This is a genomic window from Rathayibacter sp. AY1B5, assembly GCF_002932795.1.
Classification (GTDB): Bacteria; Actinomycetota; Actinomycetes; order Actinomycetales; family Microbacteriaceae; genus Rathayibacter.
The window spans coordinates 78,302-92,495 of record NZ_PSWM01000013.1 but is presented as its reverse complement, the minus strand read 5'-3'; the positions used below and the strand labels follow the sequence as shown (position 1 = coordinate 92,495).

Below are 14,194 nucleotides of genomic sequence, written 5' to 3'. Positions count from 1 at the left end.
GCTGCTCCGCGCCCCGGCGCGCCCCGACCCGGCGGACCCGGCATGGGCCAGCGCCCCGCCGGCTTCGGCCAGCGTCCCGGCGGACCCGGCGGTGGAGCAGGACGTCCCGGCGGTGCCGGTCGTCCGGCCGGCGGCGGCTTCCAGCGCCCCGGCGGCGCTCCCGGTGCCGGTGGCGGCTTCGCCCCGCGTCCCGGTGGCGGCGGCGGTCGCGGTCGCGGCCCCGGCGGTGGAACCGCAGGAGCGTTCGGTCGCGGCGGCGGCAAGAGCAAGGCCCGGAAGTCCAAGCGCACGAAGCGTCAGGAGTTCGAGCTCAGGGAGGCTCCGTCGCTCGGCGGCGTCAGCGTCCCCCGCGGTGACGGCAGGACGGTCATCCGTCTGCGCCGCGGCGCGTCGATCTCCGACTTCGCCGACAAGATCGAGGCCATGACCGGCGTGCCGGTGCCCCCCGGCAACCTGGTCACCGTCCTCTTCGCCCTCGGCGAGATGGCGACGGCGACCGAGTCGCTCGACGAGGCCACCTTCGAGGTGCTCGGCTCCGAGCTCGGCTTCAAGATCCAGGTCGTCTCGCCCGAGGACGAGGACAAGGAGCTCCTCGAGGGCTTCGGTCTCGACCTCGAGCAGGAGCTCGACGACGAGACGGACGAGGACCTCGAGATCCGTCCCCCCGTCGTCACCGTCATGGGTCACGTCGACCACGGAAAGACGCGCCTGCTCGACGCGATCCGCAACGCCAACGTCGTCGCCGGCGAGGCGGGCGGCATCACGCAGCACATCGGTGCGTACCAGGTCGTCGCGGAGCACGAGGGCATCGAGCGCCCGATCACCTTCATCGACACCCCGGGTCACGAGGCGTTCACCGCCATGCGAGCCCGCGGTGCCCAGGTCACGGACATCGCGATCCTCGTGGTCGCGGCGGACGACGGCATCATGCCGCAGACCATCGAGGCGCTGAACCACGCCCAGGCGGCCAACGTGCCGATCGTGGTCGCGGTCAACAAGGTGGACAAGCCCGACGCCAACCCCGCCAAGGTGCGCCAGCAGCTCACCGAGTTCGGGCTCGTCGCCGAGGAGTACGGCGGAGACGTCATGTTCGTCGACGTGTCGGCTCGCGCGGGCACCGGCATCCAGGACCTCCTGGACGCCGTGCTGCTCACCGCGGACGCCGGTCTCGACCTGCGCGCCAACCCCAACAAGGAGGCACGCGGAGTCGCGATCGAGGCGAAGCTCGACAAGGGACGCGGTGCGGTCGCGACCGTGCTCATCCAGTCGGGAACGCTGCGCGTCGGAGACGCGATCGTCGCCGGAACGGCCTACGGCCGAGTCCGTGCGATGGCGGACGAGAACGGCAACGCCGTCCTCGAAGCCGTGCCGTCGCGTCCGGTGCAGGTGCAGGGACTCTCGTCCGTGCCCCGCGCCGGCGACACCTTCCTCGTCACCGAGGAGGACCGCACGGCCCGTCAGATCGCCGAGAAGCGCGAAGCCGCTCAGCGCAACGCCCTGCTGGCCAAGGCCCGCAAGCGCATCTCGCTCGAGGACTTCACCCGTGCTCTCGAGGAGGGCAAGGTCGAGTCGCTCAACCTCATCATCAAGGGCGACGTGTCCGGTGCCGTCGAGGCGCTGGAGGAGTCGCTCGTCAAGATCGAGGTCGACGACTCGGTGCAGCTGCGCATCATCCACCGCGGTGTCGGTGCGATCACGGAGTCGGACGTCAACCTCGCGACGATCGACAACGCGATCATCGTGGGCTTCAACGTCCGCCCCGACCCGAAGGCCCGCGAGCGCGCTGCTCGAGAAGGAGTGGACATCCGCTTCTACTCGGTCATCTACAACGCGATCGAAGAGGTCGAGAACTCGCTCACGGGCATGCTCAAGCCCGAGTTCGAGGAGGTCCAGTCCGGTGTCGCCGAGATCCGCGAGGTGTTCCGCTCCTCCAAGGTCGGCAACATCGCGGGTGTCATCGTCCGCTCCGGCACGATCACCCGCAACTCGAAGGCGCGCGTCATCCGTGACGGCGTCGTGGTCGGGGACAACCTGGCCATCGAGTCGCTGCGTCGCTTCAAGGACGACGTCACGGAGGTCCGTACGGACTACGAGGCCGGTATCGGTCTCGGAAAGTACAACGACATCCAGATCGGCGACGAGATCGAGACGATCGAGATGAAGGAGAAGCCGCGAGGCTGATCCGCTCCACTGGAAGGCCCGGGTCCGCCCGGGCCTTCCGGCGTCTCACGGCGCTGCCCGTGCGGGATCGGGAGTCCCCTCCCTCCCTGCGGGAGGAATCGGGGCCGCATCGGTCTCGGAGGCGCGGACCCTCCAACGGGTGCTTCCGCACCTCCGGGCGCGGTGGACCGATCTCGGTGGGTGCGCCCGCTGAGCGGGCGTCTCCCGAGCAGGGGGCGACGGTCGGCCCCCGATCCAGCCCCTCAGCCTCCCCACCCCGATCCCCGAGTCCTCGGGGGCGGACCCCCACTCCCTCCGATCGCAGGCACGGGCGGGGAGCCGCGAGGAGGCACCTCACCCGCGCCGTCGCAGACGCGCAGTGCCCCGTCCATGCCCACGAAGCAAGGCCCCCTCCGCGCGACCGGTCGTCCGGGCGGGGAGTGGTTGAATGGCGAGCTGAACGGTTCGCCGAGAGAGATGTGAGGACCAGCCATGGCAGATCCGGCCCGGGCGAGGAAGCTCGCCGAACGTATCCAGGTGATCGTCGCGAAGCGGCTCGAGCGCGGTCTCCGCGACCCGCGCCTCGGCTTCGTCACCATCACCGATGTCCAGGTGACCGGCGACCTGCAGCACGCCTCGGTGTTCTACACGGTCTACGGCACCGATGAGGAGCGCGCCGATTCGGCCGCGGCCCTCAAGGCCGCCACCGGCATGCTCCGCACCGAGGTGGGCAGGAACATCACGTCCCGGCTCACGCCGTCGCTCGAGTTCATCCTCGACGCGGTGCCTGAGAACGCGAAGCACATCGAGGACCTGCTCGCCGCCGCGCGCAGCCAGGATTCGCAGGTGCAGTCCCTCGCCGCTCAGGCGGACTACGCCGGCGAGGCCGACCCCTACGTGAAGCCCCGCGAGGACGACGAGGACTAGGCGCCGAACCCGAACACCGCGGAGCCCGTGGCGACGTCGACCGATTCCAGGACGACGACGACACGGGCTCCCGGCGTGAGCGGGACCGGGAGATCGACCGTGATCTCCGGGTCGAGCAGCTGGACCGAGGATCGGGTGCGCGCCGCGGAGACGACGATCCCGCTGAAGGAGGCTCCTTCGCGACCGCGCAGGACGGCGGCCTCGACGATCGCGGTCGCCGCACGGGAGGCGGCTCCGGCCCGGCGGTCGCTCGCGGCGAGGAGCGGCGGGAGCAGGGGCAGCGCCTCGCGCAGCTGCAACGGGATCGTCCCGCCGCGGGACACCGCGAGGCAGACGGCGAGGCCGAACCGGTCCACCAGGCGCCGCAGCGGCGCGGTGACGTGCGCGTACGGCGCGGCGAGGGCCGCCTGCTCGGGGTGCTCCGGCGGGGCGCCGTCGAACGCGGTGTAGCCGGCGCCGCGGAACAGGCTCGCCGCGGCGTACATGATCGCGAGCTGCGCGGGGTCGTCGGTGTCGAGGCGACGGAGGTAGGCGCCGTACGCCTCCTCCTCGGGCCACGGAACGCCCAGCGCCGCGGCCCGGGACCGGAAGGCGGTGACGGTCGCAGGGTCGGCGTCGGGCATGGTCCGGAGGACGCCGACCCCCGCGTCGAGCATCATCGTCGCGGCCGCCATCCCGGTCAGCAGCGAGACCTGGGCGTTCCAGCCCTCGACGGCCAGGGGAGCGCGGCGCTCGACCCGGTAGCCGCCGTCGACGGCGACGATCTCCTCCTCGGGCAGCGTCAGGCTCGCTCCTCCGCGCTCGGCCTCGCGCGCCAGGCGCTCGCGCCCGAACCAGGGGAGCAGTGCGATCGAGGGGTGCGGATCGCCCGCGTCGACGCTTCTCTGCACGCCCTCGTAGTCGAGCCGGGCCACGCTGCGCACGAGCGCCCGCTCGAGGTGCGCCGAGCGCGGCTCCGCCCGCTCGTCGAGGGTCAGCGTCCAGACCAGCGCTCGACGGGTCTCGTCCGGCAGGAGCGACGCGGTCCCCTCGGAGAGGACCGCGGGGTGCAGCGGGACGCGGCCGTCCGGGAGGTAGTAGGTCTGACCGCGCAGGCGCGTCTCGGCGTCGAGCGCTCCGCCGGTGCGGACGACCGCGGGCACGTCAGCGATGGCGTAGCGGAGGACGACGCCCTCCGGCGTGCGCTCCAGGTGGAGGGCCTGGTCCAGGTCGAGCGCGCCGGGCGGGTCGATCGTCACGAAGGGGAGATCCGTCCGGTCGACGCGGCCCTCGTCGTCCGCTCCGACGTCCGCGTGCTCGGCCTCGGCCAGCGCGTCCGGCGGGAACGGGCCGGGCAGGTCGTTCTCGACGCGGACCGCGGCGAGGGCTCGCTGGACGTCCTGGGCGAGGTCGATGTCGAGGGCGCGCTCGACGGCGGCGTCGGGGCGGGGGAGGCGGAGGCGGCGACCGGTCACGGCGCCGACCCTACCCGCCTCCTCCGACGCGGACGCGGGTCGGAGGGCGTCTAGGAGCCGGGGAGGAGGTAGCCGTCCTCCGGGCCGCCCGTCGCCAGGCCGTCGGCGAGAAGCCCGGCCAGAGCGCGAGCGCGCTGGTCGGCGTCCGGCCAGAGCGTCTCCACCTCGGCCGCCGTGACGGGTCCGTGCGCGGCGCGCAGCTCGGCGAGGATGAGGCCGCGGACCTGGCGGTCCGAGCCCTCGAACCGCTTCTGCTTCGGCTTCACGGTCCCGGTGTGCTCGGGGTACCCCTCCGCCCGCCAGCGGCAGAGGTCGCGGATCGGGCACTCGTCGCAGCGCGGAGCGCGGGCGGTGCAGACGATCGCCCCGAGCTCCATCGCGCCGGCGTTGAATGCCGCCGCCTCGGAGAGCGACTCGGGCAGCAGCGCCGACATCGCGGCGAGGTCGGCCTTCGCGCGGGGCGGGCCGGGCTCCGCCGCTCCGTCGACCGCGCGCGCGAGGACCCGCCGGACGTTGGTGTCGACGACGGGGTGCCGCTTCCCGTAGGCGAACACGGCGACGGCGCGCGCGGTGTAGTCGCCGATGCCGGGCAGTGCGAGCAGGGTGTCGACGTCGTCGGGGACCACGTCGCCGTGCTCCTCGGCGATCGCCACCGCGCAGGCGTGCAGGCGCAGGGCCCGCCGCGGGTAGCCGAGGGACTGCCAGGCGCGCACCGCCTCGCCAGGCGGGACGGCGGCGAGTGCGGAGGGTGTCGGCCAGCGCTCCAGCCACTCCGCCAGACGCGGGACGACGCGGACCACGGGGGTCTGCTGCAGCATGAACTCGCTGACGAGCGTGCCCCAGGCGGGGAAGCCCTCCCGGCGCCACGGCAGGTCCCGTGCACTGGTCCGGAACCAGGTGACGATCGCGTCGGCGAGGGCGGAGGAGGGCATCAGCCCACACTAGGCGGCGGCGCGTATCGTGGGCGGATGACCAGGTGGGCTCCGCAGAAGGCCGATGTGCTCGACGCTCTCGCGGCGGAGGTGCTGCACAACTACGGTCGCGGACGGGTGAAGGTCGGGATCGACGGCGACGACCCCGCGGTGAGCGCGGCGTTCGCGCTCGACCTCGCGGAGGCGCTCCGCCGGGCCGGCAAGGACGCGATCGTCGCGCACCTCGCCGACTTCCGACGCCCCCGCGCCGATCGGGACGACCCCACCGTGCCCGAGGAGCAGCGCTCCTACGCGGCCGGCTACGACTACGAGCTCCTGCGCCGCGTGCTGCTCGATCCGTTCACGCTCGGCGGCAGCACGGGCTTCGTCCTCGCGGGCTTCGACGCGGTGCGCGACGAGGCGCGGCAGGCCCGCTGGCGGACCGCCGGCCGCGACGCGGTGCTACTCGTCGACGGCGAGTTCGCCCTCCGGCCGGAGCTGCTCGCCGCGTGGAGCACCAGCATCCGCCTCGACACGCAGGAGCCCCCGGTGGACGCGGCGTACCGCGCCACGACGGACCCGCGCCGCCTGGCGGGGATCCTCGTCGACATCCGCGATCCGGAGCAGCCCCGGCGCCTCTTCGCCGACTCCTGCTGAGCGCCCGCCTGCAGAACGAAGGCCATGGCCGCGTCTACCCCGTGGAACGCGTCGATCGGGCCGCGCCGGCCTTCGTCGTGACGGCCGGACGCACGCCGGTCCGCCGCCTCAGACCAGGCCGGCCCGGCGGACGACCTCGGCGGGAGGCAGGAAGGCGCCCGCCCGCTCGACCTCGTGCACCAGGTCGACCAGCAGCTGGTTGACCGGCGCCTCGCGCCCGCCGCGGTGAGCGGTGCGGACCACGGCCCCGGCCAGGTGGTCGATCTCACTCGGCACTCCGCGACGGACGCTCTGCAGCGTCGATCCGGGGTTCGGCACCTCGCCCATCCGCGCGGCCATCCGTCGGGGGAGCAGCTCGACCACGGGCAGGGGAGCGGCGGCGAGGGCGCGGACGGAAGCGTTCGAGAGTCCCTGCAGAGAGCCGAAGCGGACGCCCGACGCGAGGCCCGTCCGGGCCGCCTCGCGCATCGACCGGGCGAGGACGCGCCGGAGTCCCGGATCGTCGATCGTCTCCTGGACCGAGAGCCCGGTGATCGCGGGCAGGGCGTTGACCTCGTTGATCAGCAGCTTCGTCCACTGCGCACCGGTGAAGTCGTCGGTGACGGCGGTGGGGACCGCCTCGCCGAGCACGGCGGCGGCGCGGCGCACGTGGTCGTCGGCCGGGCGGCCGGGGACGCCCAGCGTGGTCGTGGCGGGAGCTGTGACGGTCACGCGGCCGGGTTCGAGGTGGCTCGCGGCGAACAGGGCGAGAGCGCCCACGAGCCGGGCGTCGCGCACCTGCCGGGCCGCGGCGGTGAGTCCGTCCAGTCCGTTCTGGACGACGACGACGAGGGTGCCGTCGACCGTGCGGCGGTTGGTGCGCAGCGCGTCCTCGGCGTCCTGCGCCTTCGTGCAGACGAAGGCGAGATCGGGCACCAGGTCGAGGGACTCGCCGCAGCGGACCCAGGCGGTGTGCTCGCCCCACGCCCCGTCGAGCCGGATCCCCGACCGGCGGATCGCGGTGAGGTGGCCGCCTCGGGCGGTGACTTCGACGTCGTGCCCGGCGCGGTCGAGAAGGGCGGCGATGGTGCCGCCGACGGCGCCTGCTCCGAGTACTGCGATCCTCATCCGGACAGCCTAGGACGGGCGGGAGAGGGGTCCGGCTCCACCCCGGGGGTACTCCCGATCCGTCCGTGTATCCTCGCACCCGTGCTCGAGACCCCCGCCCCGGCTCCGAACGGGATCCTCCTGCTGGACAAGCCCGGCGGCATCACCAGCCACGACCTCGTCTCGCGGACCCGCCGCCGCGCGGGGACCCGGAAGGTCGGCCACGCGGGGACGCTGGATCCGATGGCGACCGGGCTGATGATCCTCGGCCTCGGCCCCTCGACGCGGCTGCTCACCTACCTCGTCGGCCTCGACAAGCAGTACGAGGCGACGATCCGGCTGGGCTCCTCCACCACCACCGACGACCAGGAGGGCGAGGTGCTCGCCTCGGCGGATCCCGCCCTCGTCGCGGCCCTCGCCCCGGAGTCGGTGTCCGAGGCGATCGCCGCCCTGACCGGAGCGATCGAGCAGGTCCCCAGCACCGTCAGCGCGATCAAGGTCGACGGCCGCCGCGCCTACGCCCGCGCCCGCGACGGCGAGGAGGTCGTGCTCGCCTCCCGCCCCGTGACCGTCTCGGAGTTCGCCGTCCTGGCGACCCGCACGGTCGAGGGGTTCCTCGACCTGGACGTGCGCGTCACCTGCTCCTCCGGCACCTACATCCGCGCGCTCGCCCGCGACCTGGGCGCGGCGCTCGGCGTCGGCGGCCACCTGACCGCGCTGCGGCGCACCGCGGTCGGCCCCTTCTCCGTGGCGCAGGCCGGCGAGATCGAGGAGCTGGACGTCCCCGACGCGCTGCTGCCGCCGACGCTCGTCGCCGGCGAGCTGTTCCCGCTGCTGCGCCTCGACGCCCAGGAGGCGGGCGATCTCGCGAACGGCAAGCGCATCCCGGCCCCGGAGGCGGTCGCGGGCGTGAAGGGCCTCCTCGCCGCGGTCGGCCCGGGGGAGCGGCTGATCGGCCTCGCCGAGCGGCGCGGCACCCAGCTCAAGAGCGTCGTCAACTTCCCCACCGAGGACCTCCGGACGGCCGCCTCGTGATCGAGTGGTTCACGATCCTCCAGGTGGGGATCGCGGTCGCGGCCGGCCTGCTCTGCCTCGTGCTCGGGCTGCTCGCCCGCCGCCCCTCCGACGTCTCGGTCGGTGCGACGGCGATCGTCGAGCTGCTCCTGATCGTCCAGCTGGCGGTCGCGATCGTGTCGCCGCTGGTCGGCAACCGCCCGTCGGGGAGCCTTCCGGAGTACTACATCTACTTGATCTCGGCGCTGCTCCTGCCGCTCGCGGCCGGCTTCTGGGCGCTCATCGAGCGGAGCCGCTGGAGCACCGTGATCCTGGGCGTCGCCTGCCTCTCGATCGCGGTCATGGTCTACCGGATGCACCAGATCTGGTTCTTCCAGAGCGCCTGATCCCGCCCGCCACCGGGCCCGGCCCGGCGAGCGCCTAGCATGGACGTGCGATGTCGAAACCAGCCAGCGATGCGTCCGGACGGGCCGCTCACGACCCCTCAGTCCCCTCGGCCCCCGGGAGCGGAGAGCCGACCCGTTCCTCCCGCTCGCGCGGGATCGGCAGCCTCCTGGTCGTCGTCTACGGGATCCTGGCGCTCGCCGCGACGGGACGCTCCGTCTTCCAGATCCTCGACCGCTTCGACGAAGCGCCGCTGGCGTTCTCGCTCTCGGCGCTCTCGGCCGTCGTGTACATCGTCGCGACCGTCGCGCTGATCGTCCCCGGCCGCGCCTGGCAGCGCGTCGCCGGGGTGACCATCACGTTCGAGCTGGTGGGCGTGCTCGTGGTCGGCGCTCTGAGCCTCCTCGCGCCGCAGCTGCTCGGGCTCTCCAGCGCCGACCCGTTCGGGCGCCAGTCCACGGTGTGGGCGGCCTTCGGCGCCGGCTACCTGCTCATCCCTCTCGTCCTGCCCGTGCTCGGCCTCTGGTGGCTCCGAGTGCAGGGGCGGCGCGCGGCCCGGGCGACCGCCTGATGCGCGTCGAGACCCGCCCCGGCGACCTGGCCGGGATCGGACCCTCGGCCGTCACGATCGGCAAGTTCGACGGCGTCCACTCCGGGCACCGGGCCGTCATCGGCCGGCTGCACGAGCGGGCCCGCGAGCAGGGGCTCGCCGCGGTCGTCGTCACCTTCGACCGCAATCCGCTCAGCGTGATCGCGCCGGAGAAGTGCCCGCCTGTCCTGGTCGGCAACGAGCAGAAGCTCGAGCTCCTCGCGGGGACCGGCGTGGACGCGACGCTGCTGCTCACCTTCGACGAGGAGTTCCGGGCGCTCTCGCCCGAGCAGTTCGTCCAGCAGGTGCTGGTGGAGGCGCTCGAGGCCCGCGTGGTCCTCGTCGGCTCCGACTTCCGCTTCGGCGCCCGGGGAGCGGGCGACGTCGACCTGCTGCGCGTGCTCGGCGGGCAGCACGGCTTCGAGGTGGAGCTGATCGACGACGTGCGGCCCGAGGACGGCCGCCGTGTCTCCTCCACCTGGATCCGCGAGCTTCTGGCCGAGGGCGACGTGGAGCACGCGACGCGCCTGCTCGGGCACGAGCCGGTGGTCCGCGGAGTGGTGGTGCACGGGGCGAAGCGCGGGCGCGAGCTCGGCTTCCCCACGGCCAACCTCTCGCCGGAGTCGCAGGGCCTGATCCCGGCCGACGGGGTCTACGCGGGCCGGCTCACCACCGACGGCGTCACGCATCCCGCCGCGATCTCGGTCGGCAGCAACCCCACCTTCGTCGGAGTGCCGCCCAAGCAGGTCGAGGCCTACGTGCTCGACCAGACCCTCGACACCCTCGACCTCTACGACCGCGTGGTCGACGTGTCCTTCGTCGGCCGGATCCGCGGCCAGGTGGCCTACGAGGGCGTCGAGCCGCTCATCCGCCAGATGAACCACGACGTCCTGCGCGTGCGCGAGGTCCTCGGCATCGTCTGAGTGGGATGCCGGGTGCCGCCTAGCAGGGGCCGCGGGCTTGCACCAGCGGGAGAGGCGGGAGGGGCATCGGCGTACCGTGGCCGCATGAGCGAAACCCCCTCCGACTCGGCGCGCCCCCTCGCGCTCGTCACCGGCGCGACCGGCTACATCGGCGGCCGACTGACGCCGCGCCTCCTCGAGGCGGGCTTCCGGGTGCGCGTTCTGGTGCGCGACCCGCGCAAGCTGGTCGACGTGCCGTGGGCGGAGGAGGTCGAGGTCGCCCAGGGCGATCTCGGCGATCCGGAGTCGCTGGAGGCCGCGGTCGAGGGCGTCGCCGTCCTCTACTACCTCGTCCACTCGATGGGCTCGGGCAACGACCACGCCCACTTCGAGGAGGTCGAGAGCCGCGCGGCGCAGAACGTCGCCACGGCCGCGGAGTCGGCCGGCGTCGGCCGCATCGTCTACCTCGGCGGCCTGCACCCGGAGGGCCAGGAGCTGTCGAAGCACCTCCGCTCCCGCGCGGAGGTGGGCCGGATCCTGATGGAGTCGGGAGTGCCGACGATCGCTTTGCAGGCGGGCGTGATCATCGGCTCCGGGTCGACCTCCTTCGAGATGGTGCGCCACCTCACCGATGTGCTGCCGTACATGCCCGCGCCGCAGTGGGTGCGCAACTTCATCCAGCCGATCGCCGTGCGCGACGTGCTGCACTACCTGATCGGCTCCGCGTCGCTCGAGGACGCCACGCTCAACCGCACCTTCGACATCGGCGGGCCCGACGTGCTCCGCTACGGCCAGATGATGAACGGCTACGCGGTCGAGGCCGGGCTCCCGCAGCGGCCGATCGCGTCCCTGCCGGTGTTCACCCCGTGGCTGGCCTCGCAGTGGGTCAACCTGGTCACGCCGATCCCGCGCTCGCTCGCGGTGCCCATCATCGCCTCGCTGCAGTACGACTGCGTCGTGCACGAGCAGGACATCCGCGCGCTCATCCCCGATCCCGAGGGCGGGCTGACCTCCTACCGCCGCGCGGTCCGCCTCGCGCTGGGCAAGATGCAGGCCGGCGAGATCGAGACGAGCTGGCAGAACGCGGAGGTCGTCGGCGCTCCCAGCGACCCGCTGCCGAGCGACCCGGAGTGGGCCGGCCACACGGTCTACGTGGACCTCAAGGAGCGCCGCACCCACGCCGACCCGGCCAAGCTCTGGCGCGTCATCGAGGGCATCGGCGGCACCAACGGCTGGTACTCCTTCCCGCTCGCGTGGGTGATCCGCGGCTGGATGGACCGCCTCGTCGGGGGAGTGGGCCTGCAGCGCGGGCGCCGCGACTCCGCGCGCCTGCACGCCGGCGACGCCCTCGACTTCTGGCGCGTCGAGGAGATCGAGCGGCCGAAGCTCCTGCGCCTGCGCGCCGAGATGAAGGTGCCCGGCGGGGCCTGGCTCGAGATGCGCGCCGAGCCCTCCGGAGACGGCGGCTCGGTCTACACGCAGCGCGCGGTGTTCTTCCCGCAGGGCCTCGCGGGCCGGCTCTACTGGTTCGCGATCCTGCCCTTCCACGGCATCATCTTCAACGGCATGGCCAACCGCATCACGGCCACCGCGGCCGACCTGCCGGACTCCGGCGACGAGCGCTCCCCTGGCGGGCGCCGGGTGCAGCGGTGACAATGGAGGGGTCCGGCGGCGGCGAGACCGCCCGGGACGCCGACGAGAGGAGCACGATGAGCGAACGGTCGAGTACGGACGCGGGGCGCGGACTCCAGCTGGGGAAGGTCCTCTTCATCGGGGACAGCATCATCCAGGCGGGAGCCTGGGGCGAGTGGCTGACGGAGTCGACGGTCGTCGACGAAGGGGTCGGAGGGGCCACCACGGCGGACGTCGTCGCGAGGCTCGCCGAGCTGGTCGCGCAGGAGCCGGACACGGTGGTGCTGCTGATCGGCACCAACGACCTCGCCTGGCACCGCACGACGGAGCACGTCGTGCGCAACATCGAGACGATCGTCGCCACCTTCCGGCGCGACCTGCCGGACGTGCGCATCCTGGTGACCTCAGTCCTGCCGCGCGGGCACGAGTTCGCGCCGCAGATCCGCGAGATCAACCGCCACCTGTGGCAGTTCGCGCCTACGGCGCACGCGGGCTACCTCGACCTGTGGCCGGTGCTCGCGGGCGAGGACGGCGGGCTGCTCGAGCAGTGCTCGCCGGACGGCCTGCACCTCAACGAGGACGGGTACCGCGCCTGGCGCGAGGCTCTGGGCCCGGCGCTCGAGGCGGTCGTGCGGATGCCTCCGAGGACCCGCCCGATCACGCTGCCCTACGACGAGTTCGCACGGCCGAAGACGGCCTAGCGCAGCACCGTGGAGGGGGAGTCGACCGCAGGGTCGGCTCCCCCTCCGTCATTCCGCCGCCAGGGCGGCCTCGAAGGCCGCGAGGGAGTCCGCGGAGAAGAGGACGAACCGGACCTCGTCGAGGGCGCCGTCGGCGGTCTCCGCGCGGACCGACTCCACGGCGATGCGCGCTGCGTCGTCCATCGGCCAGCCGTAGACGCCCGCCGAGACCGCCGGGAAGGCGAGGGTCCGCGCACCGAGACCGACGGCCGTGCGCACCGACTCGCGGTAGGCCGAGGCGAGGACGGCGCTGCGGTCCTCCGACCTCGAGTGGACCGGACCGACGGTGTGCACGACCCAGCGGGCCGGGAGGCGGCCGGCGGTCGTGGCGACCGCGGAGCCGGCGGGAAGGCCGTCGGGCAGCTCTGTCTCGCGGAGCCGACGGCACTCGACGAGGATCTCCGGGCCGCCCGCGCGGTGGATCGCGCCGTCGACGCCGCCTCCACCGAGGAGGGACGAGTTCGCTGCGTTCACGATCGCGTCGACGTGCTCGCGGGTGAGGTCGCCGCGCACGGCTCTCAGGGTGGTCACGACTCCTCCTCCAGGCTGCGGCCGAGAGCGGCGATCGCCGCAGGCCCCACGCGGCAGCAGCCGCCGATCAGGTCCGCCCCCGCTGCGCGCCAGGAGGCGACCAGCGCGGGATCGAAGGCCGCGTCGCCCGTCCAGCGGCGCTCGACGGCGTCCCACTCCTCGCCGCTGTTCGGGTACACGACGACCAGCTTGCCGGTGACGGAGCGGGCGATGCGGACCGCCTCGGCGACGTCGCCGGGCGGGCAGCAGTTCACTCCCACGCCGACCACCTCGCCGGAGGCGGCGGCGACGGCGAACGCCTCGGCCAGCGGCTCGCCGGCCGCGGTGCGTCCCGAACGGCCGCCCACGCAGATCCAGGCGGGGACCGAGGAGCCGGCGAGGGCCTCCACGACGGCCCGCACCTCCCGCACCGACGGGATCGTCTCGACGGCGAGCAGGTCGGGCCCGGCCGCGGCCAGGGCCTCCAGGCGCGGGCGGTGCCAGGCGGCGAGCTCGCCGACGGTGAGGTCGTCGTCGCCTCGGTACTCGGAGCCGTCACCGAGGCTCGCGCCGTAGGGACCGACGGACGCGGCGACCCAGCCGCTCTGCGCGCGCCGGGCCAGGTCGACGCTCTCCCGGAGGGCGCGCTCGACGAGGCCCGGGGGCAGGCCCGCGGCCGCGAATCCGCTCGCGGACACCTGGTAGCTCGCGGTCACCGCGACCCGGGCGCCCGCCTCGGCGAAGGCGCGGTGCGCGGCGACGACGCGGCCGGGCTCCTCCAGCAGGACCCGGGCGCTCCACAGCGAGGAGTCCACTGCGGCGCCCTGCTCCTCCAGCTCCGTGCCCAGGCCCCCGTCGAGCAGCAGCGGCCGCTCCCGCGCCGCGGCGACGAGGTCGGCGGTCACGAGCGGTTGTTGGAGAGCTCGAAGATCTTCACGAGCTCGGCGATCGCCGCCTCGCGGGCGTCTCCGCCCTCCTCGAACATCGCGGTGATGTGCGTGCGGAGGTGGTTCTCGACGATGAGCTTGTTCAGCGAGCCGAGCGACTTCTGGATCGCGAGGGACTGCGTGACGATGTCGACGCAGTAGTCCTCGTTCTCGATCATCCGCTCGAGGCCGCGCATCTGGCCGCCCAGGATCCGGGCACGGTGCAGCGAGCGCTTCTTCAGGTCCTCGATCACTCCTCAAGCCTACGCGCCGCGGGCAGTACCCGGGCGGGGTATCCGGAC

15 protein-coding genes are annotated in these 14,194 nt (G+C 73.4%); 9 read left to right on the top strand and 6 right to left on the bottom strand.

The genetic code is table 11. The annotated features are described in order from the left end of the window. Window positions 1-2,181: translation initiation factor IF-2 (infB, locus tag C5D44_RS10055; protein ID WP_104276577.1), on the top strand; the 2,181-nt coding region annotated here is incomplete at its 5' end. Window positions 2,182-2,652: 471 nt separating this feature from the next. After that, window positions 2,653-3,087: a 30S ribosome-binding factor RbfA gene (rbfA, locus tag C5D44_RS10050; protein ID WP_104223052.1), complete on the top strand. Its 435-nt coding sequence runs from the start codon at window positions 2,653-2,655 to the stop codon at window positions 3,085-3,087. Here rbfA and C5D44_RS10045 read toward each other — a convergent pair. Together C5D44_RS10045 and C5D44_RS10040 are read right to left on the bottom strand one after the other, a co-directional pair. After that, window positions 3,084-4,541 (bottom strand): ribonuclease catalytic domain-containing protein, encoded by a 1,458-nt coding sequence (locus C5D44_RS10045; protein ID WP_258067944.1) that lies wholly within the window; start codon window positions 4,539-4,541, stop codon window positions 3,084-3,086. The genes rbfA and C5D44_RS10045 overlap by 4 nt on opposite strands. A gap of 50 nt (window positions 4,542-4,591) precedes the next feature. Next, window positions 4,592-5,473 carry an A/G-specific adenine glycosylase gene (locus tag C5D44_RS10040; RefSeq protein ID WP_104276503.1) on the bottom strand — a complete coding sequence of 294 codons (882 nt, stop codon included), beginning with the start codon at window positions 5,471-5,473 and terminating at the stop codon, window positions 4,592-4,594. A gap of 36 nt (window positions 5,474-5,509) precedes the next feature. On the opposite strand from C5D44_RS10040, the gene C5D44_RS10035 reads away from it, so the two are divergent. Further along, complete coding sequence (locus C5D44_RS10035) at window positions 5,510-6,109, top strand: hypothetical protein (RefSeq protein ID WP_146088021.1); 600 nt, start codon at window positions 5,510-5,512, stop codon at window positions 6,107-6,109. Between the two features lie 108 nt (window positions 6,110-6,217). On the opposite strand, the gene C5D44_RS10030 is transcribed toward C5D44_RS10035, so the two are convergent. Continuing rightward, complete coding sequence (locus C5D44_RS10030) at window positions 6,218-7,216, bottom strand: ketopantoate reductase family protein (RefSeq protein ID WP_104276505.1); 999 nt, start codon at window positions 7,214-7,216, stop codon at window positions 6,218-6,220. An 81-nt stretch (window positions 7,217-7,297) separates the two neighbouring features. Here C5D44_RS10030 and truB point away from each other — a divergent pair, with 81 nt between their 5' ends. From truB to C5D44_RS10000, 6 genes are all read left to right on the top strand, one after another. After that, window positions 7,298-8,230 carry a tRNA pseudouridine(55) synthase TruB gene (gene truB / locus C5D44_RS10025; RefSeq protein WP_104281559.1) on the top strand — a complete coding sequence of 311 codons (933 nt, stop codon included), beginning with the start codon at window positions 7,298-7,300 and terminating at the stop codon, window positions 8,228-8,230. After that, a complete protein-coding gene (locus C5D44_RS10020; protein ID WP_104223058.1) occupies window positions 8,227-8,595 on the top strand; it encodes a hypothetical protein in 369 nt (122 codons plus the stop codon). Before truB ends, C5D44_RS10020 begins: the two co-directional genes overlap by 4 nt. 50 nt (window positions 8,596-8,645) lie before the next feature. Continuing rightward, window positions 8,646-9,164 carry a hypothetical protein gene (locus C5D44_RS10015; protein WP_258067943.1) on the top strand — a complete coding sequence of 173 codons (519 nt, stop codon included), beginning with the start codon at window positions 8,646-8,648 and terminating at the stop codon, window positions 9,162-9,164. Further along, window positions 9,164-10,105: a bifunctional riboflavin kinase/FAD synthetase gene (locus C5D44_RS10010; protein ID WP_104276507.1), complete on the top strand. Its 942-nt coding sequence runs from the start codon at window positions 9,164-9,166 to the stop codon at window positions 10,103-10,105. Before C5D44_RS10015 ends, C5D44_RS10010 begins: the two co-directional genes overlap by 1 nt. Before the next feature lie 84 nt (window positions 10,106-10,189). Beyond that, complete coding sequence (locus C5D44_RS10005; RefSeq protein WP_104281558.1) at window positions 10,190-11,737, top strand: SDR family oxidoreductase; 1,548 nt, start codon at window positions 10,190-10,192, stop codon at window positions 11,735-11,737. Between the two features lie 56 nt (window positions 11,738-11,793). After that, on the top strand, window positions 11,794-12,417 hold the full coding sequence (locus C5D44_RS10000) for a GDSL-type esterase/lipase family protein (RefSeq protein WP_104281565.1): 624 nt from the start codon (window positions 11,794-11,796) through the stop codon (window positions 12,415-12,417). A gap of 48 nt (window positions 12,418-12,465) precedes the next feature. Here C5D44_RS10000 and C5D44_RS09995 read toward each other — a convergent pair whose 3' ends face one another. From C5D44_RS09995 to C5D44_RS09985, 3 genes are read right to left on the bottom strand one after another with little or no spacing between them, the layout of a single operon-like run. After that, window positions 12,466-12,987 carry an O-acetyl-ADP-ribose deacetylase gene (locus C5D44_RS09995; RefSeq protein ID WP_104281557.1) on the bottom strand — a complete coding sequence of 174 codons (522 nt, stop codon included), beginning with the start codon at window positions 12,985-12,987 and terminating at the stop codon, window positions 12,466-12,468. Further along, window positions 12,984-13,871, bottom strand: coding sequence for a homocysteine S-methyltransferase (mmuM, locus tag C5D44_RS09990; RefSeq protein WP_104281556.1), 888 nt, complete (start codon window positions 13,869-13,871; stop codon window positions 12,984-12,986). The genes C5D44_RS09995 and mmuM overlap by 4 nt, the downstream gene beginning before the upstream one ends. Further along, a complete protein-coding gene (locus C5D44_RS09985) occupies window positions 13,868-14,146 on the bottom strand; it encodes a metal-sensitive transcriptional regulator (RefSeq protein WP_104223062.1) in 279 nt (92 codons plus the stop codon). The genes mmuM and C5D44_RS09985 overlap by 4 nt, the downstream gene beginning before the upstream one ends. Between the last annotated feature and the right edge of the window lie 48 nt (window positions 14,147-14,194).

Bases quoted from the DNA above. Each gene is read 5' to 3' on its own strand.
- C5D44_RS10000 (WP_104281565.1), top strand. From the start codon at position 11,794: ATGAGCGAACGGTCGAGTACGGACGCGGGGCGCGGACTCCAGCTGGGG.
- C5D44_RS10035 (WP_146088021.1), top strand. From the start codon at position 5,510: ATGACCAGGTGGGCTCCGCAGAAGGCCGATGTGCTCGACGCTCTCGCG.
- C5D44_RS10030 (WP_104276505.1), bottom strand. From the start codon at position 7,216: ATGAGGATCGCAGTACTCGGAGCAGGCGCCGTCGGCGGCACCATCGCC.
- C5D44_RS10040 (WP_104276503.1), bottom strand. From the start codon at position 5,473: ATGCCCTCCTCCGCCCTCGCCGACGCGATCGTCACCTGGTTCCGGACC.
- C5D44_RS10005 (WP_104281558.1), top strand. From the start codon at position 10,190: ATGAGCGAAACCCCCTCCGACTCGGCGCGCCCCCTCGCGCTCGTCACC.
- C5D44_RS10015 (WP_258067943.1), top strand. From the start codon at position 8,646: ATGTCGAAACCAGCCAGCGATGCGTCCGGACGGGCCGCTCACGACCCC.
- rbfA (WP_104223052.1), top strand. From the start codon at position 2,653: ATGGCAGATCCGGCCCGGGCGAGGAAGCTCGCCGAACGTATCCAGGTG.
- C5D44_RS10010 (WP_104276507.1), top strand. From the start codon at position 9,164: ATGCGCGTCGAGACCCGCCCCGGCGACCTGGCCGGGATCGGACCCTCG.